We start from the raw sequence: 20,912 nt of genomic DNA on the forward strand, positions 1-20,912 counted from the left end.
TGGCGCCCAGGGGAGGGAACTGCGCCTCAGCTCCCGAAGTTCATGGTGACCGAAAGGCCCCACTCCCGCGGCCGGCTGTAGTAGGCCTCCACGTAGCCGAGGCCGAGCACCGACACGCCGTTGGTCACGAAGATCTCGTCGGTGATGTTGGTGACGAAGCCCGCCACCTCCCAGCGGTCGTCTGACGAGGTCCAGGTCACTCGGCCGTTCCAGAGCGTGTAGGCGTCGGCCTTCAGCTCCGGCGTGTTCACCGCATCGCGGTACTGGTCGTCCCGGTAGATCATGTCGGCGCGGAGCGCGAGGTCGCCGCTGGCGAAGGGGAAGCGGTACTCGCCGGACAGGTTCGCGCTGAGCTCCGGAGCGTTGATGAGCTCGTTGCTCTCGGCGATCCCCGCGCTGGCCGCCGATTCGCCGACGTCGTCGTACTCGGCGTCCAGCAGGCCGATGCCGCCGGAGAAGTTCCAGTTCGCCGTGGGCATCCACTGGAACTCCAGCTCGCCGCCGACGATGGTGGCCTCACCGGCGTTCTCGATGACCGTCTCCACGTTGCCGCCGCCGAGGTCGAGTACCGCGAGCAGCTGGATGTCCGTGTACTCGTTGTAGAAGAGGGCGCCGTTGAGCGTCACGGTGTTGTCCGCCCAGCTGGATTTGAAGCCGACTTCGTAGACGTCCACGAACTCTGGATCAAAGGCCTTCGGTGCAATGCCGGAAAGCGCCCGGGAGTTGTAGCCACCGGCCTTGTAGCCGCGCGAAGCGTTGGCATACCAGAGGAGATCGTCGGACTGCTGGAACTCCAGCCCGACCTTGGGCAGGAACTCCGTCCAGTCATCCGCCAGCCGTTCCGGCGGCAGCGGCACCTGGCCGGATTCGGGGCGCGACAGGCCGTAGATGTATTCCTTGTCGTCGTGGGTAAAGCGTCCGCCGAGCGTCAGCGCCAGCCGGTCCGAAAGCGCGTAGGTCGCCTCGGCGTAGGCCGCGAGGGAGTAGGCCTCGTACTCGGCGGTGATGAACGCGGTGTTGTCGGCGAGGCCGCCGGTAACCTCGAAGAGCCCGGAGAGCAGCGGGGCAAACAGTTCGCTGTCGCCGTCCTCGTACAGCCCGAAGACACCGAGGACATAATCCAGCTTGCCGTCCATGGCGGTGCCGTTCCACTGGAACTCCTGCGTGTACTGGGTGAAGGTCTCGGGGTTGTCCACCTGCACGATGTCGAAGGGCGTGTGCTCCGAGTCCCGGCGGATATCGATGTCGTAGTCGCGCACCGCGGTGATGGAGCGGAACAGGCTGTCGCCCACCGTCTTGTTGACGGTAAGCGACGCGCCCCAGATCTCGCCGTCATCGCGGGTTTCTACCGTGCCGCCCGAGTCATAGACGCACTTGTCGCAGTCGTCGAGGGTTTTTACCCACGCCGCGCCGTAGCGATCGAAGGGCGGCTGCAGGTTGAATTCCTCGACCACCGGCGGCGCGAGCAGATCGTTGATGAGGCTGTCGGTGCCCGGGTCGAGGGGGTCGAAGCGCACCATGGAGCCCGCTGGCCCCGCCTGTTCCTGCTTCATGTAATCAGCGGTGAACAGGACTTCGAGGGTGTCGCTGGCTTCCCAGCGGAAGCTCGCGCGCGCGTCGATCTCGTCGTCCTCGCCGAGGTCCTGGCCGATGAGGTTCGTGCCCAGCCCGTCGCGGTTGAAGGTGGCGACGGCGAACTTTGCCGCCAGGTTTTCCGTGAGCGGCATGTCGTAGTTGGCGTAGACGTCGAGACGGTCGTAGCGACCCACGGTCACGCCGACCTCACCGCTGTTGCTGCCCTCCGGCTTGCGGGTGACGATCTTGACCGCGCCGCCGATGGTATTGCGCCCGTAGAGCGTGCCCTGCGGGCCGCGGAGGATCTCGATGCGCTCGATGTCCATGAAGCCGAAGTCGGCCGCGGCGCTGCGCGAGATGTAGACGTCGTCGATGTACAGGCCGACCCCCGGTTCGTTGGGTAAGGAGTAATCGTCCTGGCCGATGCCGCGGATGAAGATCTGCGTGGCGCTGCCGCCGCCGTTGGGAATACCCCCGTTGATCTCGATGTTCGGCGCGACTTCACCGAGGCGCCCGAAGCTGTCGACGGAACGCGCCTTCAGCCCCTCGGCGCCGACGGCGACCATGGACACGGGTGTGTTCTGGACACTTTCCTCGCGCTTCCGCGCGGTGACGATCACTTCCTCGATGCCGGCAAAGCCTGCGTCCCCGGTGGGAACCTGGGCCGTGGCGACGGCGGGGGTGGCGGTGAGCGAGGCGAGGAGAATCGCCTGGCACAGCAGACGACGGTCAGGGTAGGGGGTCTTCATCGTGTTTCTCCTGGCTTTCGCATTATGGTTATCAGCCGTGGTGCTTAAGGCACCCCGCGCGCGGCCGGGCCGCGCGATTTCAACCTACCAAGCAGTTGTTTGATTTGCAAGTGCATGGCACGATTGCGAAGCATTTGCGCAGCGAGGCGCCGGGAGGAATGGCCATGACAGACGCAGTGAGGGCCGGGGATCGGCCGATCCCCGTCGAGGTAGAGGCGGGCAAGGACTACTTCTGGTGTGCCTGCGGGCGCAGTGCGTCACAGCCCTTCTGTGACGGCTCGCACCGCGGTACGGACATCACCCCGGTCAGGTACACGGCGACGGAAGCGGGGAAGGTGTTCTTCTGCGCCTGCAAGGGTACGGGGGATGCACCGCGCTGCGACGGCAGTCACAGCGCGTGAGGGTCCCGGGGTACTGCGCGCTCGTTACTCGCGCAGCGCCCCGTTCATGAAGGCGCGCACGTCCCCGAGCAATGCCTGCCGCGACGGTTCGTGCACGTACATCATGTGGCCGCCGTGGTAGAAGTGGAAATCCACGCGGTCCGCGCCGATGCGGTGGCGGCGCAGCGTGAACTCGGCGTCGAAGAACGGGGTCACCAGGTCGTGGTAGCCGCCGGCGACGAAGACGCGCAGGGCCGGGTTTGCCTCCAGGGCGCGGGCGAGGTCCCGCGCCGTATTCACCCAGTGCGGTTCCCAGGTTTCGCCCGGCGCCTCGCGGCTCCAGTTCCAGTGGTCGGACAGCTCCGGGTCGGCGGGAGATAGATAGGGGCGTTCCCAGTCCACGCCGAGATCCCCGTGGAGATAACTCAGGAGGGATCCGGTAAAAGCGGCAGAAAACGCGTCGCCCGCCGCGTCGTTTTCCGGGCGGGCAGCGAGGTTGTCCACGGGTTCCGCGCTATAGCGCGCGTCATTGAGGCCCACCGAAAGACCCTCGTCGCGCAGCAACTCCCCGGCAAAGCGGAAGCCGTTGATACGCAGGTCCGCGCGCTCCACGTAGGTCGGCGACAGGCCAGTGAAGCGGACCAGGCCGTCGCGGACCCGCGCCCGCGTTTCCGCGTCCAGGGTGTTGCCGCGGAACAGCGCCGGCAGCAGCTCGTCCACGGCGAAGTCCCGGGCTTCCTGCAGGAACGTTTCCAGGTCCGTGCCCTCGCGGTCCACCTTGCCGTGGTGCCAGGCGGTGGCGGCCATGGTGGGCACATAGGTCACGTAGGAGATCAGGTTGTCGCGCACGTAGGGCGAGGACCCGGCGTAGTCGAGTGCCTGCGAGATCAGGACCAGGCCGTTCAGGGCTACGCGGTACTCGTCTTCGAGAAGCTTCGCGACCAGGGCTGCCCGCGTGGTGCCGAAGCTCTCGCCGAGGAGGAACTTCGGCGAGTTCCAGCGGCCGTTGGCGCTCAGCCAGCGCCTGATGAACTCGGCCATGGCGCCGGCGTCCTCGGTCAGCCCCCAGAACTCCGTGCTCTCGTGGTCACCGAGCGCGCGCGAGTAGCCGGTGCCCACCGGGTCGACGAAGACGAGATCGGTGACGTCGAGGATCGTCTCGGCCGCATCGACGATGGGGTAGGGCGGCAAGCCGGGGTGGCTCGCGTCGCTCGGCACCACCACGCGCTTGGGTCCGAAGGTGCCCATGTGCAGCCACAGGGAGGCCGAGCCCGGGCCGCCGTTCCAGACGAAGGTGACCGGCCGGTCTTCGCCGCCGTCCTTCGCCACGTAGGCAAAGCTGAAGATGCTGGCCGTGGGCTCGCCGTCGGCGTCGCGCAGGTAGGTCTCGCCGGCACGGGCCTCGTAGCTCACCGCCTTGCCATTGAAGGTGCCGCGGTGCTCGCTGACGAAAGCGGTCGGCTCGGGGATCGGGGGCGTGGGTGCGTCCGCCTCGGCATGGGCCAGCAGGGGCAGGCCGAGCGCGAGGCAAAGGGGGGCGAGAAAGCGTTGGCGCATAAGGGGTTCCTTCAGCGGGTTTGCAGGCGTTCGGGCAGGGCTGTCGCGGCGGTCAGCCGGTCGTACCAGGTACCGTAGCCAGCCCCCGACAGGTGCAGTCCGTCGCGGGCATAGTAGCGGTCGGTCTCCTGCCGGAAGCCATTGTCGCCCGACCCGGTGAAGAGGTCCACGTAGTCGACGCCATGGTCGCGCGCAGCCGCGAGGAAGCGGTCACGCACCGCGCGGGAGCGGGCGCTGTAAACCGGGGCAACGGGCCAGGGCAGGGCGGGGGCGGCACCGAGGTCGCCGGTGCTCATGAGCGCCGTGTAGGGCGCGCGCTCCCCGGCGCGGCTGAGAACGGCAGCGATATCGGTTTCCAGCCGGTCGAGCGGCGTGAAGCGCAGGGCGTCGTTGCCTCCCACCTGGACAAGGATCGCGTCGTAGCGCGGCAGCGGCGCATCGCGAAGCTGCTCGAGCACGTCTTCCGTGAGCGCGCCGTTGACGGCGAGGTTGTCGATGCGCGTGCCGGGCAGCGCACTCCCCAGCCGGCCGGCGACGCTGTCCGCCGGGTCCTCGGCACCGGTGCCCACGCCGGTGCTGTCGCCCACGACCAGCAGAGTGGTTGTCGCGTCGGCCGGCTGCTGGCTGTAGGCGCTGCTTTCCCGGGCGAGCTGACCGCCGACGTAGAGCGCCCGGCCGATCACCACGCCATCGTAGGCGGCGAGGGCAAGGACCGCGGCGCCGAGGAGCGAAGCGAGCATGCGGAGACTCCGGGGGCGCTGGGCCCGTCGTTGACCTGGGGGTTTCACTCCCTGACGATAACTGTCGCTCGTGACGCTGTCGAACCGGCCCCGCCCGGAGGAGGAGATCCATGCCATTGCCCCGCTTCCGCTTCCTGCACCTTTCACGCAGCGCCCGCCTTGTCCTGGCCATCCTGCCGGCGCTCGCCGGGCAACCCGCGGCGGCGGACGACCTGCCACCCGGGCCGGGCAGGCACCTGGTCGAGAGCCTCTGCAGCAGCTGCCACGGCACGGCGTACATCCCGCGCAGTGGCGGCTTCGACAGTGCCGCCGAGTGGCGGGCCCTGTTCGAGACGATGATCGACCTCGCGGATCCTCAGGCCGACACCATCGCCGCGTACCTCGCCGGGCACTTTCCCGCCCGCGAGGAGCGGCGGCCGACGCTCGTCTCCGGCAGCACGCAGATCACCATCGAAGAGTGGCAGGTGCCCACCCTGGGCCAGCGCCCGCGGGACCCGGTGGAGGCGCCGGACGGCAGCATCTGGTGGACGGGCATGTGGGCCAGCCTGGTCGGCCGCTTCGACCCGGGGAGGGGGGCCATGGCCGAGTACCGCCTGCCACCGGCGGCGCGGCCGCACAGCATCGTGCCCGACCGTGACGGGAGTATCTGGTACACGGGTAACAGCAATGCCACCATCGGCCGCCTGGACCCGGCCACGGGCCGTATCACCGAGTACCCCACGCAGGCCGGGGACCCGCACACGGCCGTTTTCCACCCCAATGGGAAGCTCTATTTCACGGCACAGCACGCCGGCATGCTGGGCCGCCTGGATCCGGCGACGGGCGAGGTCGACGAGATCGAAACCCGGCGCCGCCCCTATGGCATCAAGGTCGGGCCGGAGGGGCGTCTATGGGTGGCCTACAACGGTACCAACGCGATCGGCGCCATGGACCCGGATACGCTCGAGGTCACCTATTTCCCCATACCCGACGAACGCACACGCATCCGCCGCCTCGACATCGCCAGCGACGGCACGATCTGGTACGTGAACTCCAGCCTCGGCCGCATCGGCCGGCTGGACCCGGAGAGCGGCGAGACCCGCGAATGGCCCTCGCCGAGCGGGCCATCGTCCCACCCCTATTCCCTGGCGGTGATCGACGACGTGGTCTGGTACAACGAGTCGGGCATGCGTCCCGATGCGCTGGTGCGCTTCGACCCGGCAACGGAGCGCTTCCAGAGCTGGGTGATCCCGTCGGGCGTGGGCATCATCCGCAACGGCTGGGTGACCCGGGATGGGGACCTGCTCATTCACCAGAGCAGCAGCAACCGGATCGGGCGCGTGCGCATCCCGCCGGTGGTGCGGGCTCAGTAACGGAAGCGTTCCGTGGGCCCCATGCCTGTCTCCCGTCCAGGGTGTACATCGCGGATCGGGAGACAGGTGTTTACTTTGCGTCAGTGGAAGCTGGCGATCTCTTCCAGGGGCTTCTTGCTTGTCGCCGCGCGTGGAATCTTCGCGTCCGGCGCCGGGTGACCGACGACCAGCAGCAGGAAGGGCCGCTCGCGGGCGGAGCGGCCGAGGATGCGGTTCAGGAACTTCATTGGGTTCGGCGTGTGCGTCAGCGTCGCCAGGCCTGCCTCGTGGCAGGCGTTGATGAGAAAGCCGGTAGCGATGCCGACGGACTCGGACATGTAGTAGTTCTTGCGTTTCTCGCCATGCTCGTCGAGACCGTAGCGCTCGGCGAAGATCGCGATCAGCCAGGGCGCTGTTTCCAGGAAGGGCTTCTCTGCATCTGTACCGATCTTCCTGAGGTCCTTCAGCCATTCTTCGCCGGCGCGTCCACCGTAGAAAGCGCGCTCCTCTTCCTCCGCCGCAAGGCGGATTTCCCGTTTTACCCCCGGGTCGCTGATGCAGGCGAAATGCCAGGGCTGGTGGTTGGCGCCGGACGGCGCCGTGCCCGCCGCGCGGACGCAGGCCTCAATCACCGTCCGCCCCACAGGCCGGTCGGTGAAGTCGCGGACCGTATGCCGCGTCCGAATTGATGCGTAGTAGGCCTGAGCGCGGGCCAATGATTCTTCCGCTGAGAGGGCCTCGCGCTTCGGCAGGGGTATCGGGTCGTAACGGAAGTCCATCGCTTACGCTCCACCGGTGGTGAGCAGGTCAAAGCGGCGCAGCAGTGCGCCCCAGTCGGGCGGGCCGCCACGGAAGGCCTCGTAGGCCTCGGCGGCGGGAACCGTGTTGCCGCGCTCGAGGACCTCTTTCCGCCAGCGCCGCGCAACGTCCTTATCGTAGAGCCCGCCGGGGGCTTCGAGAAAGGCCTCGGCGGCATCGGCGGCATAGCTGTCGGACCAGAGGTAGGTGTACATGCCGGCGGCATACTCCCGCGAGAACGTGTGGAACGCGTGCGGCGCGTAGAGCGTCAGGTCGAAGGAGGGCGGCAGGCCGATGTCCTCGAGGATCGCCCGTTCTTCGGCCACCGCATCGAGTGCCCGGCCGTCGGCGAGCAGGTGCAGGCGCAGGTCGACCAGGGCGCTGGCCAGGTAGGGATAACCGACGCTGAAGACGCGCGCGTCCTGCTGCGCTGCCATCAGCCTGTCGACCAGCGCCCCGGGCATGGGCTCGCCGGTCTCGTGGTGCGTCATGATGCGTTGCAGCAGGTCCCGGTCGGGGAGCCAGCGCTCGTTGAGCAGGGAGGGCACTTCGATGAAGTCCCAGGGCATGGCGAGGGCGCCGAGAGAGGGGTAGCGCGCGCGGTTCTGCAGCGTGTGCAGGGTGTGCCCGAACTCGTGGAATATCACGTTCGCGCGTTCCCAGGGCACGAGAGTGGCCTTCCCGGGCGCCGGTGGCTGTACGGCCGAGTGCAGGGCGACCAGCGGCAGCTGGCGCTGCGCGTAGTCTGCATAGGGCCGGTACTGGCTGGCCCAGGAGGAGGGACCCTTGCCGTCGCGCTGATAGAGGTCCAGGTAGATCAACCCGAGCACCTCGCCGTCACGGCTGGCCTCGAGAACCCGGATCGTTTCGGAGACCGTCGGAATCCCCTCGATCTCCCGGAAGGTCAGTTCGAAGACCTCCTCGGCAGCAAACGTCATGGCGCTGACGACGTTTTCGAGCGCGAGATACGGAAGCACCGCGTCGCTGTCGTAGGCCAGCCGCTGTTGCCGGGAGCGCTCCTCGTAGTAGCGACGGTCCCAGGGCGCCAGCGGCGTGTCCCCGGCCAGGGCCTGCAGCGCCTTTGTCTCGGCGGCCATGGGCGCTGCCAGCGCGTCCCAGGTGCGCGTCAGCAGCGCCAGCGCACGTTCGGGGGTGCCGGCCATGCGCGCCGCCGTCTGGTAGTGGGCGAAGCTCTCGTAGCCGAGGAGGGCGGCTTTTTCGCCGCGGAGGCGCAGGATCTCGTTGATGACGGGGCGGTTGTCGTGCTCGCCGGCGTTCGCGCCGCGGCCGACCCAGCTGCGCCAGACGCGCTCGCGCAGCACCCGGTTCTCGCCGCGGGTGAGGACGGGCCAGACCGTGGGCCGCCGGATGGGGATAGCCCAGGCTTGCGGCTGACCGCGGCGCTCCGCCTCGCTGCGGGCGGCGGCGATCTGCTCCGCGGTGAGCCCCGCCAGTTCCGCCTCGCGCTCGGCGAATACCACCAGCGCCGCCTCCTCTGCCATCACGTTCTGCTGAAAGCGCGTGCGCAGCTCGGCGAGGCGGCCATTGATCGTGCGCAACCGCGCCTTTGCGTCGGCATCCAGCGCGCCGCCGCGATGGACGAAGTCCTCGTAGCGGACGGTCAGAAGGCGAGCCTGCGTGGCATCGAGCTTGAGGCTGTTACGGCTCTCGTAGAGCGCCTGCAGGCGCCGAAACAGCTGCGGGTCGTGCGCAAGCTCGTCGTTGAAAGCGGCACCGAGCGGCGCCAGCTCAGCGGTCAGCGCTCGCCACCGATCGTTGCTTGCCGTGGTGGTGAAAATCCTGAGCAGGGCCTGCACGCGGTCCAGGGGCTGCCGGCTCTTTTCGAGCGCGAGTACCGTGTTGGCGAAAGAGGGCGGGGCGGGATTATCTGTGATGCTGAGCACGCTCTGCCGTGCAGACGCAAGCGCGCGCCGATAGGCGGTCGCGAGGTTTTCCGGTGTGGCCAGTTGTACCGGGGGCACGCCGCCGTAGGGGCCCGGCCAGGCGCTGGTCAACTGCCGGTAACGCCAGTCCGCGGCGCTCTCTTCGGCAATGCGGCGAAGCTGAGCGATAAGCCAGTCCGGCGCCTGATCCGGGAAGTTGTGGCCGGTTCCCGCGGGGGCGACGATGCGTTGGCTGTTGCTGGACAGCGCCAGGTAGCGTTCCCGCGCTTCCTTGAGAAAAGCGACGAAGCGCGCGGCCTCTGCGCCATCGTCGGCAACCTGCTGTGCGTAGGGGGCCGTCGTGGGGTCCTCGTCCGGGGCGATGAGGTACACCGGCAGGTCGCCGAGCTCGCCGTCGTAGACCACCGTATCGAAGGCGCGCGGAATCAGGCTGTCCGCCGCCAGTTCCTCGAAGATCGATGCACCGGCGAGCGGGCTGCGGGGACGCGTCGAAAGCTGCCGCCAGAGCGCCAGGGGCTGGGCGATGGTCACGAGGCCCGAGTCATCGGTCGTCGGTGCCGGCGCGGGCGGCGGCATGCGATAGAAACCGAAAGCCCGGAGGAGGCCCTGCTTCAGGAGCAGGTCCTTCATGCCTCCCAGGCCCCGACGATCGATGCCGTAGAAAACGACATCCAGCGGTGTCGGGTCGAGAAGCACAAGGGACGCTGTTCTCCCGGGGTAGCGTCGCGCGATATTGGCCGCCAGCAGACCGCCGAAAGAGTGTCCCGCAAAGATGTAGGGGCCGCTCTCCCCAGCAGCCTCCAGCGCTGCCATGATCTCGCGCGCCTCCCGCGCGGTAGTGCGTGGGAACGGCCCGGGGTCGCTCCAGCCGGTTCCCGGCCGGTCGATGAGTACGGAGCGCATGCTGTCACGCAGGGCAGTGTGGAAACGCCAGACGGGCAGGCCATCGACGTGGCCACCGGCAAAAAGCACGAGCGTCGGTCCAGCCTGCGGCCCCTCGGCCAGCACGTGCATGCGATGGCCACCCACGTCCACGAGCTGTCCCGGCGGTGGGTAGTCCTCGGCGACACCCTTGCTGCGCCAGAGCTGGCTGGCTGCCCCCCCGGTGAGCACGAGCGCGCCGAGTGCAATGAACGCGCAGGCCAGTCGCAGCCCCCGCCGGCGCAGCCGCCAGGCGCCGAGGGCGGCGACGAGAAGCAGCGCGAGCGCCAGCACGAGCGCGCCATAGTCCTGGCTCAACAGGGTCAGCAGCATTGCTTTCATGATCGTCGCTCCTTACGTCGCGGGCCGCGCGCTGGCGCCCGCGCGCTGCGCTGTCACCCAGCGGTCGCCGACGCTCTCGAGCAGCGGCAGGGTCAACGGGCCTGCGGCGAGCACGGCGTCGTGGAAGCTCCTCAGGTCGAGGTCCTCGCCCAACGCTGCTTCGGCGCGCTGACGCACCCGCCGGAACGCAAGGTTGCCGAGCTGGTAGCCGAGGGCCTGTCCCGGCAGCGCCATGTAGCGGTCAACCTCGGCGTCGATCATTTCGGGTGTCAGCGCCACGTGCTCCGCGAGGTAGGCCACCGCGTCCTCACGGCGCCAGCCGCGGCTGTGCAGCCCCGTGTCCACCACCAGCCGTGCGGCCCGCCACTGTTCCATGTTGAGCCGGCCGAAATGTTCGTGCGGCGTCTCGTAGAGACCCATCTCCACGCCGAGCTGTTCGCAGTACATGGCCCAGCCCTCGATGCAGGCAGTGTATTTCACGGCGCCGTGACGGCGGAACGCGGGCAGCACGGCCTGCTCCTGCACCAGGGCGATGTGCATCAGGTGTCCCGGCCAGGCCTCGTGCAGCGCCAGGGACGGGAACAGGTACAGCGGGCACTTGTCCAGGCGGCTGCTCAGCCAGAAAATCCCGGCGGCCGTGCGGTCCGCAGGCCCTGGCTGGGCGTAGGCCGGTGGCAGGCCGTCTGCCAGGCGCTCGGGAATCAGCTCGACGCCGTAGCTGATCCGGGGCAGGCGCCCGAACCAACCGGGCAGCATCCCGTCGATGGTCTTGCACAACGCCCGCATCCGTTCGAGCTGCGCACCCGGTGAGGATGCACGCTGCGCCGGATCGGAGGCCAGGAAGGCGCGGTAGCCCGCGACGTCGTCTTTGAAGCCCGCGGTGTCCGCCACCGCGGCTATCTCCGCTTCCAGCCGTGCGACTTCCTCGAGGCCGATGACATGAATCTCCCCGGGGCCCAGGTCGCTGGTCGTGAAGCGGCGGGCCAGGTGCGCGTAGAAGGCCTCGCCCTCCACGTCGTCGCAACAGCCGATGCTGTCGCGGGCAAGGCGCCCCTGTTCGTCGCGAAGACGCGTGACGTAATGCCCCAGCGCCGGCAGGAGAGACCCCTCGATGAGCCGTTTGCCGCGCTCCGCGAGGCGTGCCATGGATGCGCCCTCCATCGGGCTGCGATGGAACGGGTTGAAGAAAGGGGTGTCCTCCGCCCGCTCCGCGAGGTTGGCCGCCGCGGCGTCGGCGGCGCGGGCCACCACCGGCGCCGGGTAACGAAAGCCCCGTGCATTGCCGGCGGCCAGGCAGGCGAGCAGATCCTCGAAGAGGGCCGGAACGGTTTCCAGCCGCGCCAGGTAGCGCTCGGCATCGGCCGGCGTAGCGAGCGAGGTGCTGTTGGCGAGGAAGACCAGGTTGAAGTCAGGCCCGGCCGGGAACAGGGACGGGCGCAGGTGTGCGCCGAGCGCGTGTGCCTCGACGATTTCCTCGGTTTCCCGCAGCAGCAGGGCATGGGTGAGCCGGTCATCGGGCGCAAGCCGGTCCGCATCGATCTGCCCGGCAGCGGCGTGCAGTTCCCGGGCATCAGCGGCCAGCCCGTCATACGCGGTTTCGGATTCGCGAAACAGCGTGTCGTCTGCCGGCTCTTCGCCGGCCAGCAGTGCGGTCATCGGGGACTGCCGGCAGATGGCCTGCCAGTGGGCTTCGGCGAGGCGGGCCAGGGCACCGCCCGGGCTGTGGTCGTTCATGGTCTGGTCTCCCTGCGGTCGAGGCGTCGGGCGATGGCCCGCTGGCGGCGCTCGGTAATTGGAAAGCGCCAGATCAGGGGCACGGAAATCAGGGTCAGGGCGGCGGGCAGGAGCGGGAAGGCGATGAGGAGGCCCAGGCGTCCACCCTCGCCGGGCGCCTCGGCGTTGAAGCCCATCCAGCCGGCGACCGCGAGCCCGATGGCGGCGCCCAGGCCCTCGAGGCCCTTCTCCATCATCGTCTGCAGCGCGTTGTAGCTGCCCGCGTAGTCGGCGCGGAATTTCCAGCGTCCGTAGTCGACAATGTCAGCGAGCATGGCGGCGGGGATCACCAGCCCTGCAGGGGACACAAGAAAGATGCCCAGGTTGACGGCGACGAGCAATGGTTCACCGCCGGGACCCGGTGGCACGAGAAGGTGCGCCAGCATGAACCCGGCAGACGCCAGGTAGCCGTACGCCCAGGTGCGCTGCTTGCCGATTCGCCTTGCCAGCCAGCCCCACGCCGGCATCGCCAGCGCGCCGGCCGGCGCGCCCAGCACGAAGAGCAGAGCCAGGGTCTCGGGCATCCCCAGGTAGCCACCGACAAAGAAGAACAGCATGCCGTAGGCCATGCCGTTTGCCGTTCCGGTAAGTGCATAGATGACCAGGAAGTACAGCAGCGGTTTGTTGGCCATTGCAGCCGGCAGGGCCTGGCGCAGCGTGACCGCGTGCTCGCTACGGCGTGTTCTGCCGCGCGGCACGAACCACGCGGCGGTCACCGCGGTCAGTGGCAGGGCTACCGCGGCGAGGACTGCCGTGACCCGTAGCGTCTCCGCTGTGAATTCAGTGCTGTCGAAAAGCGGCAGAAAAGGAATGCCGTAGAAAGCGATGAAGCCGAGGTAACGGGCGAAGGTTCGCCAGGTAGCGATGCGGGTGCGCTCGTTGTAATCCTCGGAAAGCTCCGCCAGCCAGGCCCGGTAAGGGATCTCCGAGATCGTCCAGCCGAGGTACGCCAGCAGAAACCAGAGCAGGAAATAGCCGACCTCAAGGTCCGCTGGAGGCACGTAGAGCTTCCAGCAGGCGACCACCGCGATGAGAGAGCCGCCGATAAGCCACGGCTTGCGGTGGCCCCAGCGGGTTTCCACCCGGTCGGAAAGAAAGCCGATGACCGGGTCCGTGAACGCGTCGAAGATGCGTGCCACCAGGAGCACCGCACCAATGGCCGCCAGCGGCAGGCCAAACTGGGTGCCGTAGATGCCCTGGATGACGGTGCCGACCGGCCCGTGTATCAAGGCTTGAGAAAATGCCGGCGCCGCATAGGCGGCGAGTACGCCCCGTGAGAGCCCGCGGGATTCATCGGCCACGTGGCGTGTCTCCTCTCACCTTCTCCACCCCGTTGCGCCCGCGCCGTTCGGACCCCCGTCATTGTGCCAGCCCTTGAACGGGTTGCGTCGGGCCGACGTCAACGTGCTTGGCGGCTTTGTCATCGGCTGCAGCGGTGCCGGTCGTCGGCTGGTGATTCGCTGCGCCGGGCAATTGCCGGTAAACTGCCAGCCTTGGCAGGTTTCTGGCGGTGTTGCTGTGACGGCAAAGGTAACCCGGATCTCCCGGAGCAAGGGACGCTTATCCCGGTCTGACTGGGTGGCGGCCGCGCGGCGGGTCTTCGTGCGCACGGGTATCGACGAGGTCAAGATCGACGGCCTGGCAAGAGAGCTAAAGGTCACGCGCGGCAGTTTCTATTGGCATTTCAAGGACCTCGAGGACCTGCGCTCGGCCCTGATCGAGGACTGGCGCGAACAGAACCTCCGGGAGATTGCGGCGATCGAGGATCGGTGGGCGGAAGAACCACCGAGCCTCGTGGACGTCGGGGTCGCGTGGCTCGCCGAGCGGCAGGGCGATAGGTCCGTGTTCAGCAGCGCGATGCGTGACTGGGCCCGGAAGGACAACCGGATAGCACCGCTGGTGCACGAGATCGACCGCTCCTGGATTGCGCTGATCGCGCGCGTTTTCGCGACCATGGGCCACGGCGTGGAAGACAGCACGGTCCGCGCGAGAATCGTCTACTACCACCGTATCGGCTATCACGCGCTGCCGCTCGACGAGACTCTCGAAGAACTGTGCGCGTTGCAGTCGCACTTCACGCGGGCCTTTACGGGACGCGAACTCGACCGCAAGGAAGAGCAGAGGCTCCGCGAGCGGCTTGAGCACCTGCATCCGGCGTACCGCCGGCGCAACTGAGAAATTCCCGGGGCATTCACGCGCAATAACTGGCGCCTCCAACGAAATTGTGCTTTAAACATACAATACTGTATTGTATGTTACCAGAGCGGTGCAGGCACCGTCGCAGTCGCTCTGCGGGGAGCTGGATAACAAGACACGTTGCGGGGTAGGTCGTATGAACGCAGGAAGAACGTCTTTGGGCCTCGCCATCCTGGCTGCCAGCGTGGGCGCTGGTCTGCCGGCGCTGGCGCAGGAAGGCACGGGCGCCGGCGCCAGAGGCAAGGCACTGCTTGAGGAAGTGATCGTAACTGCCCAGCGGCGCGAGCAGCGGCTGCTCGACGTACCCGTGGCCGTGTCGGCCATCGGTGCGAAGGAGATCGAGAATCGCAATATCACCAGCCTGGACGAGATGCAGGCCGCCGTACCCGCGCTTCGCATGGTTGATATCGGCCCGGGCTCGCAGCGGATCCAGCTCCGCGGCATTTCCCAGTACCTCGGCCTGCCGACGGTCGGTAACTACGTCGACGAGTTCTCCATCGTCAATTTCGGCGCTGCCGGTGTCCCGGAGGTCCAGCTGCTCGACATGCAGCGCGTGGAGGTCCTGCGCGGGCCCCAGCCGGTGCTTTACGGCGAGAGCTCCATGGGCGGCACGATCCGCTATATCACGGCGGACCCGGATCTCGAGAGCGGCCCGGGCGGCTCCCTGTTCGCCGAAGCGAGCAATGTCGATGGAGGAGAGTGGGGTCACCGCGTAGAGGGTGTCGTCAACGTGCCGGTGTCATCGACGACGGCGTTGCGCCTGTCCGCTGCGCAGCGCGAAATCGGCGGATGGATCGATGGCCCTGCCGGCGACGATATCAACGGGAGGGAGATCAATACGCTGCGCGGCAAGCTGCTGTTCGCGCCCACGGATCACCTGGAAGTGACCGTGATGGGCCTCTACAACAAGTCCGAGCAGGACAGCATAGGCTACACGGTCGACGGCGAGATCACGGAGCAGCAATTCCTGCAGCCCTCGGAGCAGGAATACACCCTGGGAACCCTCGAGATCGCCTACGACTTCGACAGCTTCCAGTTCCTCAGCGTGACCGGCATGGTCGACATGGACAACACGGCGTCGCGCGAATCATCGGCGTTCTACAACACCCTGCTCGGTGCCCCCCTTTTCACCAAGGTCACCGATGACTCCGCGGGCAACACCAAGCGGTGGTCCCAGGAATTCCGCCTGACCTCTACCGGTGACGGGCCTTTCCGCTGGCTCGGTGGCATTTCCTACACCGACGGTGAGACCGAGGGCAGGGCCTCGACCACGACGGAGCCGTTCCTGTTTCCCGGCTTCGACCTGATCTCGGACCAGGAATTCAGCTCCGAGATCTGGGCCGCCTTCGCCGACTTCGAGTACGACGTCAATGACTGGCTCACGCTGCAGGCGGGCGGTCGCTACTTCGAGGATGATCGCAGCGTCTTCACGGTGAACGACCTTCCCGGAATCGGTGTTTCCTCGCAGGGGGGAGAAGGCACCTTTGACACCTTCAACCCGCGTTTCGGCATCACCCTCAAGACCGGCGACAGCGGTATCGTTTATGCCAGTGCCGCGAAGGGTTTCCGCTCCGGCGGATTCAACACGGCGCCGGGGGCGCCGAATCCCGAGTTCGATGAAGAAGTACTCTGGACCTACGAGCTGGGCACGAAGCAGACGCTGCTCGACGGGTTGCTGTTCGTCGAGGTCGCGGTTTACCAGCAGGAGTACGAGGACATCCAGGCCACCAACGTCACGCCGACCGGCCAGACTGCCGTTTTCAACGCTGGCGAGGCCAGCGGGCCCGGGGCCGACCTCGTCCTCCAGCTGACGCCTGGCGAGGATCTCAGCTTCAGCTTTGCCGGGGGCTGGAACGACGTCACCTTCGACAAGGTCGGCCTGGACAAATTCGAGGGTGACCCGCTCGACCTCGTGCCGGAGCTCAACTGGTCCCTCGCCGCGGACTGGACTCCGACGCTCGGCAACGGGATGCAGCTGATTGCACACGTCGACGTGAACTACACGGACGAAGCGGCAATCATTCTGCGTCAGATCGGGGCGCTAGGCTTCGATACGGTCACTCCGAACGAGGAACGCACGCTCATCAATGCCCGCGTCGGGCTGGTACGCAATGGCCTCGAGGGCTACGTCGCGGTGAGCAATCTCGGTGACACCCGGCGCGAGGTGAATCCCGCCTTCGGTGCGTTCGTCGAGCCGATTCATACGCAACCGCGGACGATCGCGGTGGGCATTCGCAAGCAGTTCTGATCGATGCGCGGCGGGCCAGCGACCCCGGCGGCCCCTGGCTCGCCCCCCGCCGTGCCCGCCATGCTCAGCCGCGCCCGGCCGGGGTTGCGAACCAGCCCCTGCCGACAAGCGCCTGCGAGGTCTCGATGCCAGCCCTTCGTTCTCTGCCGCTGTGTCTTGCAGCCATTTTCCTGGTGACTGAGCTTCCCATGGCCGGAGAAGAGCAGACGGTGCGTTCTTTTTTCACCGATGAACTGAGCGTCCATATGGACGTTCCGCCCGACGTGCTTTGGGAAGAGATCAAGTCCATGTACGTCGACGCGGACAAATTCCGCAGGCTCGGTTTCGCCGTTGAAGCCGTGGACGACCCCGTTGCCTACCTCGGTGGTACGAAGATCTCCCGTACCGATGAGTCCACCGGGGAAGTGGATATTCGTACCGCCCACTTTTCCGCTATCGATGATGCGAAACGTTTTCTGGCGCTGCGTGCGGTCTATTCCAGCGGGATCAGCGCGTTTGCCAGCTACCAGGTTCGGCCCGAGGGTGAGGGTTCGAACTTCCAGCTGATCGCCCACGGGCAGGTCCCGGTGACCTTGCCGGCCGGCGTGGTGCCGACCCAGGCCAGCGTGCGCGCCGCCATGGCGCCGGTGATTGCCGAGCACGAGCGCGCGTTGCGCGAAGCCTGGGCGGTAGAGAAGAAGCGGATCGAAGCCATGGTGAACAGTCGCTGAGGGCGGACGCGAATGGCGTCGTCGTTTTCCTTCCTGCGTGCCGTGGCGGGCGTTGCCTGTTCCGCCCTGCTTTGTTGCCCGGCGCAAGCCGTCGCCGCCGGGAACCCCGTTGAAGCCTCGTCGGTACCGGTTTTGTCCTCGCTGGAGGCAGAGGCGTGGGATTTCACTGTCGCGAGGAATCCGTCCCTGCAACTTCGCGAAGCACTGCCCGAGGTCCGTCTTCGAACGGTGAATCGCTCACAGCTCGAGCATGATCGAAGCTGGGCGCAGGAGCGACTCGCGCTGTTGAGGCAGGTCGAAGTCGAAGCGCTCGACGCGCGTGATCGCCTTCGCTGGCACTACCTGGAGAACTGGTTTGAGGATACCGGGGAGGCGGTAGATCGCTATCGCTTCGCTTTCCCCGTCACCCCCTACCAAACCGGTTTCTCGACCATTGCCTATCGGGACCTCGCGCTTTCCCTGCCACTACAGGCGGCCAGCGATTGTGCGGCCTACCTTACCTACCTGGAAGACTTCGCGGCTCACCTTGCCGGTGTTCGTGGCAGGCTGGCAGAGCAGGCGGCAGCCGGTATCCGCGTGCCGAAGCCGGCGCTGCAGGGCGTACGGGGGGTATGGCATAGGCTCCTTGACGGCGCAGGCCTGCTGATACCCGGAAGGGACCGGACTCAGTGCCTCGCGGGTGACCAGCAGGACGGGCTGGTGGCCGATGCCTTCCGGGAGGCGGCGTCCTCCGTGGTCACGGAGCGTCTCGAGCCCGCCTATCGGGCTGTGCTCGCGGACCTGGGGCCGGACTACGAGGCGGCGGCCCCGGCACGGGTCGGGCTCTGGCAATACCCCGGTGGCCCCGAGCATTACCACGAGCTTGTGCGACGCTACACGGGATCCGATGAGTCGCCCGCGGCCCTTCATCGGCGCGGCCTGGCACTCATGACGGAGCTGGAGGCGGGGATGGCCGCCATCAGGCGCTCGCTCGGGGAGGACGACCGCGAGGCGTTTCACCGGTTCCTGCAGACGGACGCCCGTTTCCGGGCCGACAGTGTCGAGGAGGTCGAGGACACCTACCGCCGCCACCTCGCTGCGATCGAGCCGCTGATTTCGCGCCACTTCCGGCTCGTGCCCGAGTCTCCTTATGCGGTCAAGCGTGCGGATCCCGAAGTCGAAGCCGGCATGACCTATGGCTACTACCAGGCGCCCTCTGCCTCGGACCCCCGCGGCTACTATCGCTACAACGGTTCCGGTCTCCAGGAGCGCAGCCTTTACTGGGCCCGCCCGCTGATCTATCACGAACTGATCCCCGGGCATCATTTCCAGATAGCCCTGCAGCAGGAGAACGACGATCTGCCCAAGGTGCGCAGGCTCGGCGGCGGCCTGCGTCTCACTGCGTTCACGGAGGGCTGGGCTGAGTACGCCGCGTGGCTGGGATTCGAGATGAGCCTCTATGACGATCCCTACATCCGCTACGGGCGTCTCGCCATGGAGTTGTTCGCGGTAGCGCGGCTGGTGGTCGATACGGGCATGCACAGCGAGCGCTGGACCTTGGAGCGGGCGCGTGACTACCTCCGCGAACACACGCTGGCGAGCGAGGGCGAGATAACCTCCGAGACACTGCGTTACTCAACCGATATACCCGGCCAGGCGCTCGCCTATGCCCTGGGCGCTCTCAAGCTGCGGGAACTCCGGGCAGAAGCCGAGGCAGCGCTCGGCGAGCGCTTCGATCTGCGCGCCTTTCATGCCGCCGTGCTCGAGCCCGGTGCCTTGCCGTTGCCGGTACTCGAGGCTCACATTGGCGACTGGATCCGGGCGCAGCGCGATGGGGGTCTGCCCCCTGCCGGGTCAGCTTCCGCGGAACTCTGAACGGCGCTGCTTCAGCGGTCTCCGCCGCGGCCCTCCCAGACCGTGGCCGCGACCCGCAGCCAGTTGCCGCCGAGGATGGCCCCGAGGGCGCCGCGGTCATAGCCCAGCCCGAGCAGCCGGTCGACGAAGGCCGGCAGGATCTCCGGCGGAGCCATGCGAATCGCTTCCTCGATGGCGCCCATGCTGCCAAAGGTCTCCGGCTGTCCCTGCAGGTAGTCGATCAGTTCCTGCTGGTCGTAGACGTAGTCCAGGGAGAGGCCGACGTGTGCCGGCCCGAGCAGTTGCACAAAATGGTCGACGTGGCGTGCCAGCAGCTCCGCGTAGTCGGTCCCCTCGCCGAGGAAGGCACCGATGCCGGTGACGCCCACGACACCACCTCCCGCAGCGCAGGCGCGGGCCAGCTCGTCGGGAATGTTGCGCGGATGGGCGTGTACGGCGGCGGCGTTCGAATGGGAGAAAATCACCGGGTTGCCGGCGTTCTCGATCACATCCCGGGCGGTGCGATGCCCGGTGTGGGAGCAGCAGGCGATCATCCCGACTTCGCGCATACGGGAGAGCACGCGCCGGCCGTGCTCGCGGAGGCCGGGATCCTCATCGTCCATGCAGCCACCGCCCGCTGCGTTGGCGCGGTTGTAGGCGACGAGCATCCAGCCCACACCCTGGCCGCGCAGTTCGTCGATGAGATCGAGGTCGCCGTCGTCGAGCAGGGCCATACCCTCGATATCGAAGAGCACGGCGAGCCGTCCCTCCCCGGCTGCACGCTCGATATCGGCCACCGAGTTCGCCAGGCAGTACTGCTCGGGTCTTGCCTCGATCCAGCGGCGGAAAGCCCGGAGCACGGCCAGATGCTGCTCCCGGCTGCACTGGCCGAAGCCGATGTTGAGCGTGATCGCATTGACGCCGACCCGGTGCGCGCGTTCCAGCTGTGGCAGGAAGCTGTCGTCATCGGGCCGGAGGGGCATGCAGGCATGGTTGTCCCACACCAGGGCGTCGCGGAGCAAAGCCTCGCTCTCAGTGGTCATCGATCAGGGCTCTCTCGAGGAAGGGCATCACCACGGGAAGCACCGCGTCCGGATCGAGGCCCGTTTCATGGGTGCAGCCCGGCAGCAGCTCGACCTGCCAGCCGAGCGACGCCAGCGCCGGTTGCTGCTCGCGCAGGATGCTGGCATTGCGAATGGCGTAAGAGCCGGCCGTGGTGTCGCCGTCTGCACCGGCATAGCAGAGCCGCGGGCATTGCAGTTGCCGTGCGGCCTCCGCTTCAGGCCATTGCTGGACGCTCTCGTAGAACGTCGCCCACTGCGCGTACTGCGCCGGTGAGCGCAGGATGACCTGCACTTCCGGGGGCGGGTCCGCCTGCTGCTCACGGCTTGCGGCCAGCATGTCGGCGTACTGACCGCCGAGCGCCGGCCAGCCACCGGCCACCAGCGCCGTCAGGCGGTCGCTGCGCCAGCCGAGCTGCAGGCCGACGGCACCGCCCCAGGAGTAGCCCCACCAGGCAGAACGATCGAAGCCGGCCGCATCGGCGACGGAAAGCATATCGCTGCAGACTCGGTCGGCGGTGAGCGCGGCGGGGTCGATGGCATCGCTGCGGCCGATAGACGGGTAGTCGAGGCAGAGCACCCGGAAGCACGGCGCAAGGGCGGCGAGGTAGCGCTGGCGCAGCGCCTCGAAGTCGGGACCCAGGACCGCGCCGGCACTGGCAAGGAAAGGAAAAGCGAGCACGAGGTTCGGACCCTCGCCCGCTACCTCGAAGTAGACACCGCTGTGTTTATCTTTTGGCATGGCCACATTATACGGGTCGGGCGCTTGCTGTGCCGGTCGCTCAGGGGGTTTT

Annotated in this window: 15 protein-coding genes; 6 read left to right on the forward strand and 9 right to left on the reverse strand. The window is 67.4% G+C overall.

The annotated features are described in order from the left end of the window. Positions 1-26: 26 nt before the first annotated feature. Positions 27-2,324 carry a TonB-dependent receptor gene (locus tag RKE50_RS04950; protein ID WP_350034874.1) on the reverse strand — a complete coding sequence of 766 codons (2,298 nt, stop codon included), beginning with the start codon at positions 2,322-2,324 and terminating at the stop codon, positions 27-29. 164 nt (positions 2,325-2,488) lie between these two features. Between RKE50_RS04950 and RKE50_RS04955 the strand changes: the two genes are divergently transcribed. Next, positions 2,489-2,725 carry a CDGSH iron-sulfur domain-containing protein gene (locus RKE50_RS04955; RefSeq protein WP_350034875.1) on the forward strand — a complete coding sequence of 79 codons (237 nt, stop codon included), beginning with the start codon at positions 2,489-2,491 and terminating at the stop codon, positions 2,723-2,725. Positions 2,726-2,749: 24 nt separating this feature from the next. Here the strand turns inward: RKE50_RS04955 and RKE50_RS04960 are convergent, their stop codons facing one another. Together RKE50_RS04960 and RKE50_RS04965 are read right to left on the reverse strand one after the other, a co-directional pair. Beyond that, positions 2,750-4,261, reverse strand: coding sequence for a S10 family peptidase (locus RKE50_RS04960; RefSeq protein WP_350034876.1), 1,512 nt, complete (start codon positions 4,259-4,261; stop codon positions 2,750-2,752). 11 nt (positions 4,262-4,272) lie between these two features. Continuing rightward, positions 4,273-5,001, reverse strand: a complete 729-nt coding sequence (locus RKE50_RS04965) for an SGNH/GDSL hydrolase family protein (protein ID WP_350034878.1) — start codon at positions 4,999-5,001, stop codon at positions 4,273-4,275. A 110-nt stretch (positions 5,002-5,111) separates the two neighbouring features. Here RKE50_RS04965 and RKE50_RS04970 point away from each other — a divergent pair, with 110 nt between their 5' ends. Continuing rightward, the gene (locus RKE50_RS04970; protein WP_350034880.1) at positions 5,112-6,353 is read left to right on the forward strand and encodes a Vgb family protein; all 1,242 of its coding nucleotides are present in this window, start codon (positions 5,112-5,114) and stop codon (positions 6,351-6,353) included. Between the two features lie 80 nt (positions 6,354-6,433). On the opposite strand, the gene RKE50_RS04975 is transcribed toward RKE50_RS04970, so the two are convergent. The 4 genes from RKE50_RS04975 to RKE50_RS04990 are packed head-to-tail and all read right to left on the reverse strand — an operon-like array spanning position 6,434 to position 13,371. Continuing rightward, positions 6,434-7,111: a nitroreductase family protein gene (locus tag RKE50_RS04975; RefSeq protein ID WP_350034882.1), complete on the reverse strand. Its 678-nt coding sequence runs from the start codon at positions 7,109-7,111 to the stop codon at positions 6,434-6,436. A gap of 3 nt (positions 7,112-7,114) precedes the next feature. Continuing rightward, positions 7,115-10,297 (reverse strand): alpha/beta fold hydrolase, encoded by a 3,183-nt coding sequence (locus tag RKE50_RS04980; protein ID WP_350034884.1) that lies wholly within the window; start codon positions 10,295-10,297, stop codon positions 7,115-7,117. A 12-nt stretch (positions 10,298-10,309) separates the two neighbouring features. Next, on the reverse strand, positions 10,310-12,031 hold the full coding sequence (locus RKE50_RS04985) for a DUF885 domain-containing protein (protein WP_350034885.1): 1,722 nt from the start codon (positions 12,029-12,031) through the stop codon (positions 10,310-10,312). After that, complete coding sequence (locus RKE50_RS04990; protein ID WP_350034886.1) at positions 12,028-13,371, reverse strand: MFS transporter; 1,344 nt, start codon at positions 13,369-13,371, stop codon at positions 12,028-12,030. The genes RKE50_RS04985 and RKE50_RS04990 overlap by 4 nt, the downstream gene beginning before the upstream one ends. Positions 13,372-13,648: 277 nt before the next feature. Here RKE50_RS04990 and RKE50_RS04995 point away from each other — a divergent pair, with 277 nt between their 5' ends. From RKE50_RS04995 to RKE50_RS05010, 4 genes are all read left to right on the forward strand, one after another. Next, complete coding sequence (locus tag RKE50_RS04995) at positions 13,649-14,245, forward strand: TetR/AcrR family transcriptional regulator (RefSeq protein WP_350034887.1); 597 nt, start codon at positions 13,649-13,651, stop codon at positions 14,243-14,245. Positions 14,246-14,423: 178 nt separating this feature from the next. Next, the gene (locus RKE50_RS05000; RefSeq protein WP_350034888.1) at positions 14,424-16,514 is read left to right on the forward strand and encodes a TonB-dependent receptor; all 2,091 of its coding nucleotides are present in this window, start codon (positions 14,424-14,426) and stop codon (positions 16,512-16,514) included. A 188-nt stretch (positions 16,515-16,702) separates the two neighbouring features. Beyond that, positions 16,703-17,224 (forward strand): hypothetical protein, encoded by a 522-nt coding sequence (locus RKE50_RS05005; protein ID WP_350034889.1) that lies wholly within the window; start codon positions 16,703-16,705, stop codon positions 17,222-17,224. A 12-nt stretch (positions 17,225-17,236) separates the two neighbouring features. Next, positions 17,237-19,078, forward strand: a complete 1,842-nt coding sequence (locus RKE50_RS05010) for a DUF885 domain-containing protein (RefSeq protein WP_350034890.1) — start codon at positions 17,237-17,239, stop codon at positions 19,076-19,078. An 11-nt stretch (positions 19,079-19,089) separates the two neighbouring features. Here the strand turns inward: RKE50_RS05010 and RKE50_RS05015 are convergent, their stop codons facing one another. Both RKE50_RS05015 and RKE50_RS05020 read right to left on the reverse strand, forming a co-directional pair. Beyond that, positions 19,090-20,100, reverse strand: a complete 1,011-nt coding sequence (locus tag RKE50_RS05015) for a dipeptidase (protein ID WP_350034892.1) — start codon at positions 20,098-20,100, stop codon at positions 19,090-19,092. Further along, on the reverse strand, positions 20,090-20,860 hold the full coding sequence (locus tag RKE50_RS05020; protein WP_350034894.1) for an alpha/beta fold hydrolase: 771 nt from the start codon (positions 20,858-20,860) through the stop codon (positions 20,090-20,092). Before RKE50_RS05020 ends, RKE50_RS05015 begins: the two co-directional genes overlap by 11 nt. Between the last annotated feature and the right edge of the window lie 52 nt (positions 20,861-20,912).

The sequence above is a fragment of the Pseudohaliea sp. genome (genome assembly GCF_040217025.1).
Lineage (GTDB): Bacteria > Pseudomonadota > Gammaproteobacteria > Pseudomonadales > Halieaceae > Pseudohaliea.

Bases quoted from the DNA above. Each gene is read 5' to 3' on its own strand.
- RKE50_RS04950 (WP_350034874.1), bottom strand. From the start codon at position 2,324: ATGAAGACCCCCTACCCTGACCGTCGTCTGCTGTGCCAGGCGATTCTC.
- RKE50_RS04955 (WP_350034875.1), top strand. From the start codon at position 2,489: ATGACAGACGCAGTGAGGGCCGGGGATCGGCCGATCCCCGTCGAGGTA.
- RKE50_RS04960 (WP_350034876.1), bottom strand. From the start codon at position 4,261: ATGCGCCAACGCTTTCTCGCCCCCCTTTGCCTCGCGCTCGGCCTGCCC.
- RKE50_RS04965 (WP_350034878.1), bottom strand. From the start codon at position 5,001: ATGCTCGCTTCGCTCCTCGGCGCCGCGGTCCTTGCCCTCGCCGCCTAC.
- RKE50_RS04970 (WP_350034880.1), top strand. From the start codon at position 5,112: ATGCCATTGCCCCGCTTCCGCTTCCTGCACCTTTCACGCAGCGCCCGC.
- RKE50_RS04975 (WP_350034882.1), bottom strand. From the start codon at position 7,111: ATGGACTTCCGTTACGACCCGATACCCCTGCCGAAGCGCGAGGCCCTC.
- RKE50_RS04980 (WP_350034884.1), bottom strand. From the start codon at position 10,297: ATGAAAGCAATGCTGCTGACCCTGTTGAGCCAGGACTATGGCGCGCTC.
- RKE50_RS04985 (WP_350034885.1), bottom strand. From the start codon at position 12,031: ATGAACGACCACAGCCCGGGCGGTGCCCTGGCCCGCCTCGCCGAAGCC.
- RKE50_RS05005 (WP_350034889.1), top strand. From the start codon at position 16,703: ATGGCCGGAGAAGAGCAGACGGTGCGTTCTTTTTTCACCGATGAACTG.
- RKE50_RS05010 (WP_350034890.1), top strand. From the start codon at position 17,237: ATGGCGTCGTCGTTTTCCTTCCTGCGTGCCGTGGCGGGCGTTGCCTGT.
- RKE50_RS05015 (WP_350034892.1), bottom strand. From the start codon at position 20,100: ATGACCACTGAGAGCGAGGCTTTGCTCCGCGACGCCCTGGTGTGGGAC.
- RKE50_RS05020 (WP_350034894.1), bottom strand. From the start codon at position 20,860: ATGCCAAAAGATAAACACAGCGGTGTCTACTTCGAGGTAGCGGGCGAG.